Below are 16109 nucleotides of genomic sequence, written 5' to 3' on the forward strand. Positions count from 1 at the left end.
AAGGCACCGCGCCGCACCTCCCGCAGCGCGCAGTTCCCCGCGCCCCCGAAAACGCGCACCTCCAGGACACGAGGACACAGAGCACCGCGCCGCACCTCCCGCAGCGCGCAGTTCCCCGCGCCCCCGAAGAGGCGCACCCCCGTACCGCCGGTGGGCGGGTCGGGGATCCGATGTCGACCGAGGAGTGGTGTGGGCGTGGCTGAGGCGCTGCTGGTGGCCGGGACGACGTCGGATGCCGGGAAGAGTGTGGTGACGGCGGGAATCTGCCGGTGGCTGGCCCGGCAGGGGGTGCGGGTGGCTCCGTTCAAGGCGCAGAACATGTCGCTGAACTCGTTCGTGACCGCCGACGGTGCCGAGATCGGCCGGGCCCAGGCGATGCAGGCGGCCGCCGCCCGGGTGGAGCCGGAGGCGGCGATGAACCCCGTGCTGCTCAAGCCCGGGGCCAACGGCCGTAGCCAGGTCGTGCTGCTCGGCCGGGCCGTCGCCGAGGTCGGCGCCCTGGACTACCGCGACCGCAAGCCCGTCCTGCTGGAACGGGCGCTGGCGTGCCTGGCGGATCTGCGCAGCCGGTACGAGGTGGTGGTGTGCGAGGGCGCCGGGTCGCCCGCCGAGATCAATCTGCGCGACCGGGACATCGCCAACATGGGCCTGGCCACCGCCGCCGGGCTGCCGACCGTGGTGGTCGGGGACATCGACCGCGGCGGGGTGTTCGCGGCGATGTACGGGACGCTGGCGCTGCTGTCCGCCGAGGACCAGCGGCACGTGGCGGGCTGGTTCGTCAACAAGTTCCGCGGCGACGCCCGGCTGCTGGAGCCCGGGCTGGCGATGCTGCGCGAGCTGACCGGCCGTCCGGTGCTGGGCACGCTGCCGATGCTGTCCGGGCTGTGGCTGGACGCCGAGGACTCGCTGGACCTGACCACCGTGGTGGCGCAGGGCGCGGCGAGCGGGCCGGTCGGCGCGGATGTGCTGCGGGTCGCCGTGCTGCGCTTCCCGCGGCTGTCGAACTTCACCGACCTGGATGCGCTGGCCCAGGAGCCTGGGGTGCTGGTGCGCTGGGCGACCCGGCCGGAGGAGCTGGCCGACGCCGATCTGGTGGTGCTGCCCGGTACCCGGTCGACCGTCGCCGACCTGGCGTGGCTGCGCGAGCGCGGACTGGAGGCCCCGGTCCGGGCGCGGGTCGCGGCCGGGCTGCCGGTGCTCGGGGTGTGCGGCGGGTTCCAGATGCTGACCCGGGAGATCACCGACGAGGTGGAGTCCGGGGCCGGTACGGTCGCCGCGCTCGGGCTGCTGCCCGCCCGGGTGGTGTTCGGCGCCGAGAAGGTGCTGGCCCGGCCGGTCGGCGTGGCGTTCGGGGAACCGGTCGAGGGGTACGAGATCCACCACGGGGTGGCCGAGGTGGAGGGCGGCGAGGCGTTCGTCACCGACGGGCACGGGCGGGCGCTGGACGGCTGCCGGGTGGGCCCGGTCTGGGGCACCACCTGGCACGGGGTGCTGGAGAACGACGGGTTCCGGCGCGCGCTGCTGCGCGAGGTGGCGGCGCTGGCGGGGCGGGCCTTCGTTCCCGCGCCTGGCACCTCGTTCGCCGCCGCCCGCGAGGAGCGGCTGGACCGGCTGGGGGACCTGATCGAGGAGCATGCCGACACCGACGCGCTGTGGAAGCTGATCGAGAACGGGGTGCCCGCCGCGGGCAGCCTGCCGTTCGTCCCGCCCGGGGCGCCGTGAACCGCGCCGTCGACCGCTTCCCCCTGAACCTCTGCACCCTGAACCGCGGCACCGTGACAAGTCTGGAGAGTGGCACGAGAGATGAGTGACGTCCGATACCCGTTCACCGCGATCGTCGGCATGGCCGACCTGCGGCTCGGGCTGCTGCTCAACGCCGTCTCCCCGGCGGTCGGCGGGGTGCTGGTGCGCGGCGAGAAGGGCACCGCCAAGTCGACGATGGTGCGGGCGCTGGCCGGACTGCTGCCGTCGATCGCGACCGTGGACGGCTGCCGGTTCGCCTGCGACCCGGCGGCCGTGGACCCGCAGTGCCCGGACGCGCCGCACGGCCTGCCGGGCACCGCGCTGCGCCCGGCGCACCTGGTGGAGCTGCCGGTCGGCGTCTCGGAGGACCGGATCGTCGGTTCGCTGGACCTGGAGCGGGCGCTGGCCGAGGGCGTCAAGGCGTACGAGCCCGGGCTGCTGGCCAAGGCGCACCGCGGGGTGCTGTACATCGACGAGGTGAACCTGCTCCAGGACCACCTGGTGGACCTGCTGCTGGACGCCGCCGCGATGGGCCGTTCGTACGTCGAGCGGGAGGGCGTGTCGGTCCGGCACGCCGCACGGTTCCTGCTGGTCGGGACGATGAACCCGGAGGAGGGCGAGCTGCGTCCGCAGCTGCTCGACCGGTTCGGCCTGACGGTGGAGATCGCCGCCACCCGGGACGCGGCCGAGCGGGCCGAGGTGGTGCGGCGGCGGCTCGCGTACGACGCCGATCCGGCGGCCTTCGCCGTCCGGTTCGCGGACGAGGAGCGGGAGCTGGCCGGACGGATCTCCGCCGCCCGCGCGCTGCTGCCCGAGGTGGAGCTGGGCGATGCGGCGCTGCGTCAGATCACCGCGGTCTGCGCCGCCTTCGAGGTGGACGGCCTGCGGGCGGACATCGTGATGGCGCGCACCGCCGTCGCGCTGGCCGCCTGGGACGGCCGGACCGAGGTCCGGGAGGAGGACGTCCGCAAGGCCGCGCAGCTGGCCCTGCCGCACCGGCGCCGGCGCAACCCGTTCGACGCGCCCGGGCTGGACGAGGAGCAGCTGGACCGCACCCTGGCGGACCACGCCGAACAGCCCGAGGAGCCGGAACAGCCCGAGGACCCGCAGGGCCCGGCGCCGGACGGCGGCCCGGACGGCGACGGTGACGGTGACGGCCCCGACGGCGGCGGTCCGGACGGCGGCGGGCTGCCCGAGCCCGCCGGCCCGCCGCAGGACGGCAGCGCCGCCTCCGGGCCCGCGGACGAGCCGGCCGGCCCGGTGCCGCCCCCGCAGGCGCCCGCGGGCGGCGGCCGGGAGTCCACCCCGGTGGCCGCCGGCGAGCCCTACCGGACCAGGCTGTTCAAGGTGCCGGGGACCGGCCGGGGTGCCCAGGGGCGCCGCTCCCCCGCCGAGACCGACAGCGGGCACACCATCCGGGCCCGCCGCCCGCAGGGCCGGCTCAGCCGGCTGCACCTGGCCGCGACCCTGCAGGCCGCCGCGCCGCACCAGGCGGCGCGCGGCCGGGCGTCCCGGGCGCTGGTGCTGCACAAGGACGACTTCCGGGAGCAGGTGCGCCGCGGCCGGGAGTCCAACCTGGTGCTGTTCGTGGTGGACGCCTCCGGGTCGATGGCGGCCCGGCAGCGGATGACCGCCGTCAAGGGCGCCGTGCTCTCCCTGCTGATGGACGCCTACCAGCGGCGGGACAAGATCGGCATGATCACCTTCCGTGGCGCGGCCGCCGAGCTGGTGCTGCCGCCGACCTCCTCGGTGGAGGTCGGCGCGGCCCGGCTGGAGCAGCTGCCGACCGGCGGCCGCACCCCGCTCGCCGCCGGGCTGCTGCGCGCCCACGAGGTGCTGCGGGTGGAGCGGATGCGCGACCCGCAGCGCCGCCCGCTGTTGGTGGTGGTCACCGACGGCCGGGCCACCGGCGGCCGGGACGCGCTGGCGCTGGCCGGCCGGGCCGCCGGCCTGCTGGCCGCCCAGGGCGCGGCCGCGGTGGTGCTGGACTGCGAGTCGGGCCCGGTCCGGCTCGGTCTGGCGCACACCCTGGCCGCCCAGCTGGGCGGCACCGCCGTCACCTTGGACGAACTGCGGGCCGAGGGCGTCGCCGCCCTGGTCCAGGCCCACCGCTCCGCCGACCACCACGACCGAAAGGCCGCGTGACCCGATGCCCCAGGGAAAGCCCGAGACCGTTCCCGACGACGGCCTGACCACCCGCCAGCGCCGCACCCTGCCGATCACCGCCGTGCACACCGGCCCCGGCAAGGGCAAGTCCACCGCCGCCTTCGGCATGGCCCTGCGGGCCTGGAACCAGGGCTGGCCGATCGGGGTGTTCCAGTTCGTGAAGTCCGCCAAGTGGAAGGTCGGCGAGGAGAACGCGCTGCGCGTGCTCGGCGCCTCCGGCCAGGGCGGCACGGTGGACTGGCACAAGATGGGCGAGGGCTGGTCCTGGGTCCAGCGGTCGGCCGAGATGGAGCAGTCCAGCGAGGAGGCCGCCAAGGAGGGCTGGGAGCAGGTCAAGCGCGACCTCGCCGCCGAGACCTACCGGTTCTACGTGCTGGACGAGTTCACCTACCCGATGCACTGGGGCTGGGTCGACGTGGACGAGGTGGTGGCCGTGCTGAAGGACCGTCCGGGCAGCCAGCACGTGGTGATCACCGGCCGGTACGCCAAGCAGCCGCTGACCGACCTCGCCGACCTGGTCACCGAGATGACCAAGGTCAAGCACCCCATGGACGCCGGCCGCAAGGGCCAGCGCGGGATCGAGTGGTAGGCCGTTGAACATCCCCCGTCTCGTCGTCGCCGCGCCCTCCTCGGGCGCGGGCAAGACCACCGTCGCCACCGGGCTGATGGCCGCGCTGCGCGCCAGGGGCCTGGCCGTCTCCCCGCACAAGGTCGGCCCGGACTACATCGACCCGGGCTACCACGCGCTGGCCGCCGGGCGCCCGGGACGCAACCTGGACGCGTACATGTGCGGACCGCAGCGGATCGCGCCGCTGTTCCTGCACGGTGCGGCCGGGGCGGACGTCGCGGTGGTCGAGGGCGTGATGGGGCTGTTCGACGGCGCCGCCGGGCAGGGCGAACTGGCCTCCACCGCGCACGTCGCCAAACTGCTGCGGGCGCCGGTGGTGCTGGTGGTGGACGCCTCCTCGCAGTCCCGGTCGGTGGCGGCGCTGGTGCACGGCTTCGCCTCCTGGGACCCGGAGGTCCGGCTGGCGGGGGTGATCCTCAACCGGGTCGCCTCCGACCGGCACGAACAGCTGCTGCGCGAGGCGCTGGAGGAGGGGTCGGGCGTTCCGGTGCTCGGCTCGGTGCGGCGGGCGGCTACGGTCGCCACGCCGTCCCGGCACCTGGGGCTGATCCCGGCGGTGGAACGCTCGGCCGAGGCCCTGCGGGCGGTGGCCGACATGGGTGAGCTGATCGGCCGCTCGGTCGACCTGGACGCCGTCCTGGCGCTGGCCCGGACCGCGCCCCCGCTGTCCGACGTGCCCTGGGACCCGGCGCAGGAGGTCGCGGCCGTTCCGGGCCGGCCGCGGATCGCGGTCGCGGGCGGCGCCGCGTTCTCGTTCTCGTACGCGGAGAACTCCGAGCTGCTGACCGCGGCCGGCGCCGAGGTGGTCGCTCTCGACCCGCTGCACGACGGCGAACTGCCGGCGGAGACGGCCGGGTTGGTGATCGGCGGCGGGTTCCCCGAGCTGTACGTCGGCGGGCTGAGCGAGAACGCGCCGCTGCGCTCGGCCATCGCCGCGTTCGCCGCCACGGGCGGGCCGGTGGTCGCCGAGTGCGCCGGACTCCTGTACCTGGGACGGGAGTTGGACGGCAGGCCGATGTGCGGCCTGCTGGACACCAGCGCCCGGATGACCGAACGGCTGACCCTCGGCTACCGGGAGGCCGTCGCCCTCGGTGACAGTCCGCTCGCCGCCGCCGGCACCCGGGTGCGGGGCCACGAGTTCCACCGCACGGTCTGCGAACCGGGCGCCGGCGAGCAGCCCGCCTGGGGCTGGCGCACCCCGGCCGGCCCGCGCACCGAGGGCTTCGTGCACGGCTCGGTGCACGCCTCGTACCTGCATCTGCACTGGGCGGGCGCACCGCAACTGGCCGAGCGGCTGGTGCGGGTGGCCGCGGGCGGCTGAGCCGGGAACGACGGCGCCCGGCCGCTCCGCTCCCCGAGGGGGCAGGCGGCCGGGCGCCGTCGTGCGGTCAGACCGTGCGGGTGTCCGCGCCGCCCTGGACGGTGGCCAGGTCGAGCGCGGTGCGGACGGCCATCGCGGCGCGCGAGACGCCGGGGACGTCGGCGGCGTCCAGCTCGCGTTCGATGACGTCCGGGTCGGAGGAGTTCGCCGCGGCCCGCAGGTGGGTGCTCTCCCGCCGGATCCCGGCGGCCAGATCGGCCACCGGCTGCTTGGCGGCGGGAGCCCAGTGGCCCGCCTCGAGCGCGGCCGCCTCGGTGTCGGCCGCGTCGGCCAGCCGGCCGGCCCAGGCCCGGTAGGCGGCCGGGTCGTCGGCCACCTCCTCCTCGTCCGGGCCGCCGTCGGTGGCGGCGTTGAACGGGGCCACGGCCTTCAGGTAGGCGATCTGGTCCGCGGTCAGGTTGGTCGGGTCGCGGCGCAGCGAACCGGTGCGGTTCCCCTTCGGGAAGGTGTAGACGCAGGTCACCGCGTGGTCGTCGGCCCAGTCCCAGGACGTCTTGCGCGGGTAGTAGTAGTACACGTCGGCGGAGGACGGGACGGCGAGGGTGTCCATCGTGTACCGGCCGCGCTGCTCGTCGCAGAGCTTCTCCGCCCGGTCCTCGATCTCGGTCTCGCCCGGGTAGCTGCCGCCGGGCAGTTCGGAGACGCCGAACACCTCGCCGTAGTGGGCGGTCGAGCACGGCACCGCGGTCACCTCGGTGGCCTGGTCCAGGCGGTCCGGCCGCAGGTAGCAGTCGCCGGGCCGCAGGTCGACCACCTGCACGGTGCCGGAGCCGTTGATCCGGCCGTCCTCGTCGCGGTCGGCGCCGTCGTTCCCGTAGACCACCCCGATGACCACCAGCAGCGCGACCACCACGCCCCACAGGCTGCCCAGCACGATGCCCGCCACGGCCATGCCCCGGCCGCGCTGCTGACGGCGCGGCGCCTTCAGCGCGGCGATGCCGAACGCGATCGCCCCCACCCACAGCAGGCAGCCGAATCCCACGATGCCGAGCACCAGCGAGGTGATGGCGAAGCCGTTCCACCCGGTGAGCGGCGGCGGCCCGGTCCAGCCGCCCCACGCGGGATAGCCGGGGTACTGCTGGGCGTACGGACCCTGGGCGTACGGACCCTGGGGGTACGGTCCGTACGGGTGGGGTCCGTAGGGGTCCGCCGGCTGCTGGTCCGTCGGCTGCCCGCCCGGCGGCTGGGGTTCGGCCGGGGCGTCCGTCGGCGGCGCGAACGCCTTGAGGAGCGGGTCGCCGGGCGCCTCGGTGGCGTCGGCCCCGCTCGGCTGGTTCTGGTCGGACGGAATGGCGCATTCCCCTTCAGGCGCAGGACGGCCGCCGAGCAGACGTGTTCGACGGCTGCGCGAATATAGCGGACGGGTCGTCCACAGAACCACCGCATTGGGGCGGCGGTGCGGACAGGTGCTTCAATGGCCGCGTCGCGGGGCGCCCGTCGAGCCCCCGCCCGATCGGACGGGGGCTCCGGTGAGCCGACTGCACACCTACACCACCACGGTGACCTGGACCGGCGACCTCGGTACCGGGACCAGCGGCTACCGCGCCTACCAGCGGTCACACGAGGTCTCCGCAGACGGACCACCGTCCATCCCCGGCAGCTCGGACCCGGCGTTCCGCGGCGACCCGGCCCGGTGGAACCCCGAACAGCTGCTGCTCGCCTCGCTCTCGCAGTGCCACATGCTCTGGTACCTGCACCTGTGCTCGGCCGGCGGCGTGGTGGTCACCTCGTACCTGGACCGGGCCGAGGGCACGATGGCCGAGACCGCCGAGGGCGGGCACTACACCGGCGCGGTGCTGCGGCCCCGGATCGAGGTGGCCGAGGCGGGGATGGCGGAACGGGCGCTCGCCCTGCACGACGACGCCCACCGGGCCTGCTTCATCGCCAACTCGGTCAACTTCCCGGTCCGGCACGAACCGGTGGTCACGGTCCGCCCCTGACCGCGTGGGCCGGGCGGACCCCCTGACCGCCCGGCAGGGGGTCACCCGCAGGAAGCCTGGATCTCCTCCTCCAGGGCGCCCTGCTGGATCCGGTCCGTCTCCAGCCGGGACTCCAGTTCGGCGATCCGCTGCCGGAGCAGGGCGAGCTGGGCCGGGGTGGTCCCCGGTGAGCCTTCCAGGACGGCGAGTTCGTCGCGCAGTCCGTCCAACTGGCGCTCCTCGGCGGCGATCTCCCGCCTGCCCTCCTTGGCCAGCCGCTTCAGGGTGTCGCAGGCGCTCAGCACCTTGGTCCCGGTCATGGTGTCCGCCTCCACTGCACGCCGGATGGTGGCGGCCGTCCCGGCACTCGCCCCGCACCCCGGCATGGCACGGGAGCCGCAGCCCGCGGCCCGGTGACGGCCGTTTCCCCGAGGATGGTTCGGCGCACGGCGCCGGGAGCGTCGGCACGGCTCCCCGCACGTGCACGCTTCCAGCCTTGCACCGGCCGCGGCCCGCGGCATCCCGGCCGGGACGGGCCCGGCGGCGGCCCGGCCCGCTCAGCCGAGGTACGCCGGGGCGACGGCCGAGGTCATCAGCCGGACGGCCGCGCCGGTGCCGTCGGCGGGGACCGTCCACAGGTCGGAGCCGTAGTCGCCGGGGAGGGCGTAGACCAGGGTGCGGCCGTCCGCCCACAGGGCCTGGTCGTCGATGTTGCGCTGCTCGGCGGTGGCGGTCTCGGTCATGGTGGCGAGGTCGAGCACGTACAGCCGCCAGGGGGCGTCCGGCGAGGCGCCCGCGACCCGCTTCTTGTAGGCGACGCGGGTGCCGTCGGGCGACAGCGAGGGGCACTCGACGTTCTGGTGCAGGGTGGTGAGGGTACGGGCGGCGAGGTCGCCCTGGACCAGGTAGGTCTGGCCGCCGGTGGCCAGGGTGGCGTAGAAGCGGTCGTCGTCGGCGAAGGTGACGCCCCAGATGTTGACGTCACTGGCCCGGTAGGGCTTGCCGTCCTTGACCACGGCGAAGGTCTCCAGGTTGTCCTCCAGCGCCCAGCTGCGGGTGTCCACGATCGCGGTGCGGGTGGAGAAGTCGGTGCCCGCGTACGAGTCGCCGCTGACGAAGACCGTCCAGGCGGCCAGGTGGCCGGAGGGCGAGACCCGGGCCCGGGTGGGGATGCCGGCCGCCGGGAAGTGCCGCAGCTCGTGCAGGTCGGCATCGAGGACCACGGCCCGGTAGGTGTCCTCCAGCGCGCCGTGCTCGGCCTGCAGGCAGATCCCGGTGCCCGCGGCAGCGTGGAAGCGCAGGCACTTGACGCCCGAGACGGTGCGCGGCCCGTCCGGCCGGTCCGCCGGCACCGTGGCGAGCTCGTCGCGGTGCGGACCCCAGGCGAGGTTGCGGACCAGCAGCTGCCGGCCGCCCGCCGCGGGCCGCAGCGCGACGGTGCCGGTGTGCACCGGCGGGCCACCGGCCTGCTCCTGGCCGCGCCGGTCGGAACGGTCGGCGGCGTACAGCACGGCCCCGGTCCCGGTCGCGCCCAGCAGCAGGACGGCGACCAGCAGGATCACCAGACGGGTGGTACGGGTCATCCGGGCTGCTCCAGGTCGTCGGTCGGGCGGCCGTCGGTCGGACGCTCATCGGTCGGGCGGTCCTCGCCCGGCGGGTCGTCGGTGGTGCGCAGGACGGCCGTCGCGGCGACCGCGGCGACGGCCAGCGCGGCGGCGGTGACCGCCAGCGCGGTCCGCCCGCCCCACAGGCTCCAGGCGGCGCCGAACGCCAGCGAGCAGGCGAACCGGGCGAGCGCCTGCCCGGTGCCCACCAGGGCCTGCCCGGCGCCCTGCCGGCCGTCGGGTACCGCGTTGGCGGTGGCGGCGGCGAGCACCCCGTCGGTGGCCGCGTAGAAGGTGCCGTGCAGCAGCAGGACCACGGGCAGCAGCGGCGCCCCGCGCACGGGCGAGAGGATCAGCGCGTAGCCGAGCAGCAGGACGCCGTGCCCGGCCAGGAACAGCCGGCGGCGGCCGATCCGGTCGGCCAGCGCCCCCAGCGGCACCGCCAGCAGCAGGAAGGTCGCGGCGGTCCCGAGCGGCAGCAGCGGGAACAGCGCGGTGGACAGGTGCAGTTCGCGCTGGAGCAGCAGGTACAGGAAGGAGTCGCTGACGGTGGTCAGGCCCAGCAGGACCGCGCACACGGTGAGCCGGCGCAGCTGCGGGCGGCGCAGCAGGGCGAGCGAGTCGCGCAGGGTGGGGGGCGGCTGCGGGCCCGGGTCCGGGCGCTGGGCCGGGTCCTCGGCGCCGTCGCCGACCGGACGGGCGATCCGCGGCGGCACGAACAGCACCAGGACCAGCACGCCGAGCGCCGCGACGCAGCCGCTGACCGCGAACACCGCGCCGTAGCCGCTGCGTTCACCGCTCTCGGCGGACATCGGGCCGCCCGCGAACCGCAGCACCGCGAAGGCGGCGAGCGGGCCGATCAGGGCGCCGGTGGTGTCCATGGCACGGTGCACGCCGAAGGCGCGGCCGCGGTGCTCGGGCCGGGTGGCCAGCGAGATCATCGCGTCCCGGGGGGCGGTCCGCAGGCCCTTGCCGGTGCGGTCGACGGCCAGCACCGCGCCGATCAGCGGCAGGCTGTGGGCGAGCAGCAGCAGGGGTTTGCAGAGCGCGGACAGCCCGTAGCCGGCGGCGGCCACCATCTTGTGGCGGCGGCCGCCGCGGTCGGCGAGGTGCCCGCCGGCCAGGCGGACGACCGCTCCGACACCGTTGTTGATGCCGTCCAGCAGGCCGAAGCCGAGCGGGGACAGGCCGAGCGTCGCCACCACGTACAGCGGCAGCACGGCGGTGACCATCTCCGAGGAGATGTCGGTGATCAGGCTGACCGCACCGAGGGCGACCACCGTGCCGGGCACGGCGGGCGTCCGGCGGCCCGGCGGCGGGCCGGGCGGCCGGGGCCCACGCCCCGGGCTGCTGCCCGGGGCGTGGGCCGGCTTGGCGCTGCGCGAGTCCGCGAGGTACACGGGTGTCAGTTCCAGATGCCGGTGAGGTCGGAGGCGGAGGCGGCGTTGCCCGCGTGCGCGGACAGGCCGGCCAGGTCCTCCAGGGTGCGCAGCACGTTGTAGTGGTTGTAGGTGGTGCTGCTGGAGCTGCCCGGGGTGACGTGCTGGCCGTACAGGACGGTCGGGATGCGGTTGCCGGACAGCTTGTTGTCCTCGTCGAAGGTGACGACCAGGATGCTGTTGTGGGTCTGGGCCCAGGTGGCGTACGCGCCCAGGTTGTTCTTGATCCAGGTGTCGCCGGTGGAGACCGAGCAGTCGTGCATGTCGCTGCACAGGTTCGGCACCACGAAGGACACCTTGGGCAGCGTGGTGTAGTCGGTGGGGAACTGCGTCATGGTCTTGGCGGTGTTGGTCGGCACGTTGGAGAAGCCGAACCACGGGTTGTGCTTCTGCGCGTACTTGCCGCTGCTGCAGACGGTCGAGCCCTGGCTGGGCAGGGTCTCGTTGTAGCTGGCCCAGGTCTTGCCCGCGGCGATCAGCTCGGAGGCCAGGTTGGGCGCCGAGATCGAGCCGACGCCGACGCAGCCGTCGTCGGTGCGGCCCTGGTTGGAGCCCGAGAACAGCATGTAGTAGTTGGGCTCACTGGGGTGGGTGAGGCCGTAGGACTGGGTGAGGCTGGCGCCGCCGGCCTTCAGGGTGTTGTTCAGGTAGGGGGCGCTGGAGCTGCCGATCACCTGGGTGTAGGCGTGGTTCTCCATCACCACGACGACCACGTGGTCGGGGGCGGGCAGGGCCGCGGCCTGCGCGGTCGAGCCGGTGGCGGCCCACAGGCCGGCGGAGGTGGCGGCGAGGGCGACGGCCCCGGCCAGCGCGGTGAGGGAGCGGCGGTTGCGCTTGGGCGCCTGGTCGGCGGTCATGACTGTCCTCCGGACAGAAGTGACGGGCGTGCGAGCGGATTTGGAGCGCCGCAACCCTAGGGGGGAGCCGGTGGACTCGGCCGCGCCCCGGACATGAAGAACAGGCGAACGCTCCCCACCCACTTGTCGTGCACGGGGCAGATCCGGCCAGCCGGCCACCCCCGGGGCGCGGCGAAACTCACAGGCCCGCCGATTGACCCGCCCGTCACCCCCGTGGTGGGATTTCGACGCCGATGACCAGGCGTTTTCGAGAAGGGCGGACCCGGTGGAGGGACCCTCACTGACCGTCGGCCTCGGCGCCCGCCGCGGCGTCAGCTCCGCGGAGGTGCTCGCCCTGGTCGACTCGGTGCTCGCCGAGGCCGGCCGCGCCCGGCACGAGATCGTCCGGCTCGCCACCCTCGACGCGCGCACCGCCGAGCCCGGCCTCGCCGCCGCCGCCGCCGAACTCGGCGTGCCGCTGACCGGCCACCCCGCCGAGGAGCTGGCCCGGGTGCCGGTACCGCACCCGTCCGCCGCCGCGCTGGCCGCCGTCGGCACCCCGGGCGTCGCGGAGGCCGCGGCGCTGCTCGGCTCCGGCGGCACCCTGCTGGTCACCAAGCGCAGATCGGCGCTGGCCACAGCCGCCCTCGCCGCGCCCGGCGGGCCGGCCGAACCCGACCTGCGGCACCACGGCGACGCCGAGGTCCGCACCCCCGGGCTGGTCGACCTGGCCGTCAACGTCCGTACCGGCACCCCGCCGAGGTGGCTGCGCGAGCACCTCGCCGGCACCCTCGGCGCCCTCGCCGCCTACCCCGACCAGCGGGCCGCGCGCGCCGCCGTGGCCGCCCGGCACGGCCGGCCGGTCGAGGAGGTCCTGCTGACCGCCGGCGCCGCCGAGGCCTTCGTGCTGCTGGCCCGGGTCCTGGCGCCGCGTCACGCCGTCGTGGTGCACCCGCAGTTCACCGAGCCCGAGGCCGCCCTGCGGGACGCCGGGCACACCGTGCACCGGGCGCTGCTCACCGCCGCGGACGGCTTCCGGCTGCGGCCCGGCGCCGTCCCCGAGCAGGCCGACCTGGTGGTGGTCGGCAACCCGACCAACCCCACCTCCGTGCTGCACCCGGCCGCCGCGCTGACCGCGCTGGCCGGGCCCGGGCGGACCCTGGTGGTCGACGAGGCCTTCATGGACACCGACCCGGGCGAGCGGGAGTCGCTGGCGGCGGTGCGCGAACTGCCCGGGCAGGTGGTGGTCCTGCGCAGCCTCACCAAGACCTGGGGCCTGGCGGGGCTGCGGATCGGCTACGTGCTCGGCCCGGCCGGGCTGATCGCCGAACTCGCCGCCGCCCAGCCGCTGTGGCCGGTCTCCTCGCCCGCGCTGGCCGCCGCCGAGATCTGCAGCGCACCCGCCGCGCTGGCCGAGGCGGACCGGGCCGCGGTCACCACCGCCGCCCACCGCGACCACCTGCTGCGCGGCCTGGCGTCGATGCCGGGGGTCCGGGTGCACGGCGCGCCGGCCGCCTCGTTCGTCCTGGTCGAGCTGGACGGCGCGGCCGCCGTCCGGGAACGGCTGCGGGCCGACGGGTTCGCCGTCCGCCGCGGCGACACCTTCCCCGGGCTCGGGCCCGACTGGCTGCGGATCGCGGTCCGCGACCCGGCCACCACCGACCGGTTCCTGGCGGCCCTGACCCGCGCCGTGGCCGGGCCCTGACCGGACGGGCACCGACCGGACGGGCCGCGGGCCGGACGGGCACCGACCCGGCAGGCCGCGGGCCGGGTCAGTCGAACCTGACCGCGTCCCCCCGGCCGACCGGCCCCGGCCGCAGCACCTCGGCGTACACCCCGGCGCACGGCAGCGGGCCGAGCCCGGCCAGCGGCTCGATCCGGTTGTGCCGGGCGGGGACCCGCAGGGCGTCGGGGTCGCGCGGCAGGGCGCCGTGCGCGAGGGTGGGCACCGCGCAGCGCGGGGTCGCCAGCAGCACCCGGACCCGCAGCCGCGGGCCGATCCGCAGGCACCGGCCGACCCAGGAGTTCTCCAGGAAGCCCTCGGCGGGGCCGGTGTCGATCACCAGGTTGGGCCGGTAGCGGGCGGCCTCGACGGTGCCGCGCGGGGCGAGCCGGGCGATCCCGTCCAGCGTCGCGGTGGTCAGCAGGTGCAGCGGGGCGTGGTCGAAGAAGGTACCGGGCGGCGCGGCGGAGGCGAACGCGTGGACGGTGTGGTCCACCTCGGCGTCGGCGCCGAGCCGCAGCACCTCCTCGGGCACGGCCCGCTCCAGGACGGCGCCCGGCGGACGGTGGCCGATCAGCGCCACCGGGCGGCCCAGCCGCTCCGACAGCACGCGGCCGGTCTTCGGGTCGTCCCCGTCCAGGACCTGACCGTCGGGGCCGTGGATCCGTACCCCCGTACCGGTGTGCACGGCCGCGTGGGCCAGCAGCCGCTGCCACAGCCGCGGCTGCTTGGCGCTGGCGATCCGGCCGGTGGCGGCGTCCAGCAGGGCGAGCGTCCGGTCCCCGGCCAGGCCGCGCTCGGTGACCAGGCCCTCGGGGATCTCCTCGCCCAGCATCGACTTGACCGGGTAGCGGTGCAGGGACCGGACGGTGCCCGGGCTCACCCGTCGGCCCCGGGGGCGCCGGCCCCGGCGAGGGTGCCCGCCCAGTCGGCGAGCAGCGCGAAGTCGGCCGGCCGCAGCCCGGTCCGGTGGTCGACGAGCAGGGTCAGCGCCGGGGCGGGGTGGTGGGCGGCGATCCACGCGGTGTCCCGCGGGGTCAGCTCGTCGTCCACCCAGGCGAACGGCCGGCCCGCCGCCCAGGCGACCAGGTGGCGGGTCTTCCAGTGCAGGTCGTCCGGGTCGCCGTGGTGCATGGACGGCCAGTCGATGTACGGGAGTTCGGGCAGGCCGAGGAGCGGCGCGAGGTGCTCGCCGGCCTCGCCCTTCCAGGTGGTCGCCCAGACCAGGTCGTACGGCAGCGCCAGCAGCGCCGGGCCGTGCTCCGGGTGCAGCCACACCCGCAGCGGCTTGGCGGACCCGGGTGCACGGTCGGTCTGCCGGGCGATCCAGGAGGCGGGCCTGACCCGGTGGGTGAGGTAGCCCGCGGGGCGGCGGTGCGGCTTCGCCGTGTACGGGTTCAGCGGCCCGTCGACGTCGAGCAGCAGCAGCGGCCGCGGGCCGGGCCCGGGCTGCGGTGCGGATGGCATGGCGGTACCGACCCCCTCGTGGCTGTGCCCGGATTCTCCGGCACACCCGGCGGCCGCGCCAACGGGTTTCAGGCCCGCGCCCGCTGCCAGGTCCGGGCCGCGGCGATCCGCCGGACCGCGGCGGGGTGGGTGGCGAAGAGCAGTTCCAGCAGCCGGGGCGGGTCGACGTCGGAGCTGTTGGTGACCGCCAGCCGGCGCTGCATCGCGATGAACTGCTCCGGGTCCGCGGTCAGTTCGAGCGCGTGCAGGTCGGCCCTGGCCTCGATGCGGCGGCTCACCGCGCACTGCGCCGGACCGCTCAGGGCACCGGTCAGCGCCGCGACGGCGGCCATCAGCGGCAGCGACCGCGGATCGGCCGGGCCGCTCGCCCCGGCCGCGTCGAGCAGCGGCCGCCACCCGGTCAGCAGGCCGATCACCACCACCGCCAGCGCAGCGCCCAGCGCACCGAGCACGGTGCCGGTGGCCACGTCGCGGTGCTTGACGTGGCCGAGCTCGTGGGCGACCACCAGCTCCACCTCCCGCGGTTCGGCGGCCGTCAGCAGCGTGTCGTACGCGACGATCCGCCGGGTGGCGCCGAACCCGGAGACGTAGGCGTTGAGCGCGGTGGTACGGCGGGAGGCGTCGGCCACCAGCACCTCGCGGACCCGGACGCCGTCCTGCTCGGCGAGGCCCAGCAGGGCGTCGCGCAGCGGGCCGGGCGGCATCGGGGTGAACCGGTTGAACAGCGGCTCGAACACCAGCGGGTGCAGGAACGACAGCGCCACCGTGAGCAGCGCCGCCGCCCCGGCGGCCGGCACCCACCAGCGGTCCGGCGACCGGTCGGTCAGCGCGTACAGCCCGTAGGCGAGCGGGAGTCCGAGCAGCAGGGCCAGGCCGAGGCCGCGCAGCCGGTCCACCGCCCAGCCGCCCCAGCCCTGGGTGACCAGCCCGAAGCGGGCGCGCACCGTCCGGACCCGGGCGGCGGCGGGCAGCGCGACCAGCTGCCCGAGCAGCACCAGCACGGCGGCGCCGGCCAGCACCTCGGCGGTCCGCGAGCCGCCGAACAGGCCGCCGGCCGCGGTCACCAGGCCGGCCCCGGCCGCGGTCAGCCCGAGCACCAGGGAGAGCAGCAGCCCGGCCAGCCGCCCGCCGAGCAGCCACGGCACCTGGGCCCGCCGCAGGGCGCGGCCCCTGGCCACCTGTTCGGGCGTGAAGTCGTCCATG

General features: G+C 75.9%; 14 protein-coding genes. 6 read left to right on the forward strand and 8 right to left on the reverse strand.

What is annotated here, in order from left to right; all coding sequences use genetic code 11:
• The first annotated feature begins 195 nt into the window (after nucleotides 1-195).
• From AC2TEW_RS34875 to AC2TEW_RS34890, 4 genes are all read left to right on the forward strand, one after another.
• A complete protein-coding gene (locus AC2TEW_RS34875) occupies nucleotides 196-1722 on the forward strand; it encodes a cobyric acid synthase (RefSeq protein ID WP_484627148.1) in 1527 nt (508 codons plus the stop codon).
• A gap of 81 nt (nucleotides 1723-1803) precedes the next feature.
• Nucleotides 1804-3888: a putative cobaltochelatase gene (locus AC2TEW_RS34880; protein ID WP_484627149.1), complete on the forward strand. Its 2085-nt coding sequence runs from the start codon at nucleotides 1804-1806 to the stop codon at nucleotides 3886-3888.
• 4 nt (nucleotides 3889-3892) lie between these two features.
• Complete coding sequence (gene cobO, locus AC2TEW_RS34885; RefSeq protein WP_484627150.1) at nucleotides 3893-4498, forward strand: cob(I)yrinic acid a,c-diamide adenosyltransferase; 606 nt, start codon at nucleotides 3893-3895, stop codon at nucleotides 4496-4498.
• A gap of 4 nt (nucleotides 4499-4502) precedes the next feature.
• The gene (locus AC2TEW_RS34890) at nucleotides 4503-5858 is read left to right on the forward strand and encodes a cobyrinic acid a,c-diamide synthase CobB (protein ID WP_484627151.1); all 1356 of its coding nucleotides are present in this window, start codon (nucleotides 4503-4505) and stop codon (nucleotides 5856-5858) included.
• Nucleotides 5859-5925: 67 nt separating this feature from the next.
• On the opposite strand, the gene AC2TEW_RS34895 is transcribed toward AC2TEW_RS34890, so the two are convergent.
• Nucleotides 5926-7299, reverse strand: a complete 1374-nt coding sequence (locus AC2TEW_RS34895) for a DUF4190 domain-containing protein (protein ID WP_484627152.1) — start codon at nucleotides 7297-7299, stop codon at nucleotides 5926-5928.
• Between the two features lie 88 nt (nucleotides 7300-7387).
• On the opposite strand from AC2TEW_RS34895, the gene AC2TEW_RS34900 reads away from it, so the two are divergent.
• The gene (locus AC2TEW_RS34900; protein ID WP_484627153.1) at nucleotides 7388-7858 is read left to right on the forward strand and encodes an OsmC family protein; all 471 of its coding nucleotides are present in this window, start codon (nucleotides 7388-7390) and stop codon (nucleotides 7856-7858) included.
• 41 nt (nucleotides 7859-7899) lie between these two features.
• Here AC2TEW_RS34900 and AC2TEW_RS34905 read toward each other — a convergent pair whose 3' ends face one another.
• The 4 genes from AC2TEW_RS34905 to AC2TEW_RS34920 all read right to left on the reverse strand — a co-directional run bounded on the left by AC2TEW_RS34905 (nucleotide 7900) and on the right by AC2TEW_RS34920 (nucleotide 11737).
• Nucleotides 7900-8157 (reverse strand): hypothetical protein, encoded by a 258-nt coding sequence (locus AC2TEW_RS34905; RefSeq protein WP_484627154.1) that lies wholly within the window; start codon nucleotides 8155-8157, stop codon nucleotides 7900-7902.
• 237 nt (nucleotides 8158-8394) lie between these two features.
• Nucleotides 8395-9420 (reverse strand): TolB family protein, encoded by a 1026-nt coding sequence (locus tag AC2TEW_RS34910; protein WP_484627155.1) that lies wholly within the window; start codon nucleotides 9418-9420, stop codon nucleotides 8395-8397.
• The gene (locus AC2TEW_RS34915) at nucleotides 9417-10841 is read right to left on the reverse strand and encodes an MFS transporter (RefSeq protein WP_484627156.1); all 1425 of its coding nucleotides are present in this window, start codon (nucleotides 10839-10841) and stop codon (nucleotides 9417-9419) included. The genes AC2TEW_RS34910 and AC2TEW_RS34915 overlap by 4 nt, the downstream gene beginning before the upstream one ends.
• Nucleotides 10842-10846: 5 nt before the next feature.
• A complete protein-coding gene (locus tag AC2TEW_RS34920) occupies nucleotides 10847-11737 on the reverse strand; it encodes an alkaline phosphatase family protein (RefSeq protein WP_484627157.1) in 891 nt (296 codons plus the stop codon).
• A gap of 265 nt (nucleotides 11738-12002) precedes the next feature.
• On the opposite strand from AC2TEW_RS34920, the gene cobC reads away from it, so the two are divergent.
• A complete protein-coding gene (gene cobC, locus AC2TEW_RS34925; protein ID WP_484627158.1) occupies nucleotides 12003-13421 on the forward strand; it encodes an Rv2231c family histidinol phosphate aminotransferase CobC in 1419 nt (472 codons plus the stop codon).
• A gap of 67 nt (nucleotides 13422-13488) precedes the next feature.
• On the opposite strand, the gene AC2TEW_RS34930 is transcribed toward cobC, so the two are convergent.
• The 3 genes from AC2TEW_RS34930 to AC2TEW_RS34940 all read right to left on the reverse strand — a co-directional run bounded on the left by AC2TEW_RS34930 (nucleotide 13489) and on the right by AC2TEW_RS34940 (nucleotide 16108).
• Nucleotides 13489-14322, reverse strand: a complete 834-nt coding sequence (locus tag AC2TEW_RS34930) for an MOSC domain-containing protein (protein WP_484627159.1) — start codon at nucleotides 14320-14322, stop codon at nucleotides 13489-13491.
• Entirely contained in the window at nucleotides 14319-14906 is a 588-nt protein-coding gene (locus AC2TEW_RS34935) for an HAD domain-containing protein (RefSeq protein WP_484627160.1), read from the reverse strand. The genes AC2TEW_RS34930 and AC2TEW_RS34935 overlap by 4 nt, the downstream gene beginning before the upstream one ends.
• Nucleotides 14907-14974: 68 nt before the next feature.
• Nucleotides 14975-16108: a M48 family metallopeptidase gene (locus AC2TEW_RS34940; protein ID WP_484627161.1), complete on the reverse strand. Its 1134-nt coding sequence runs from the start codon at nucleotides 16106-16108 to the stop codon at nucleotides 14975-14977.
• Between the last annotated feature and the right edge of the window lies 1 nt (nucleotide 16109).

The organism is Kitasatospora sp. NEAU-CNBT7 (genome assembly GCF_057220535.1).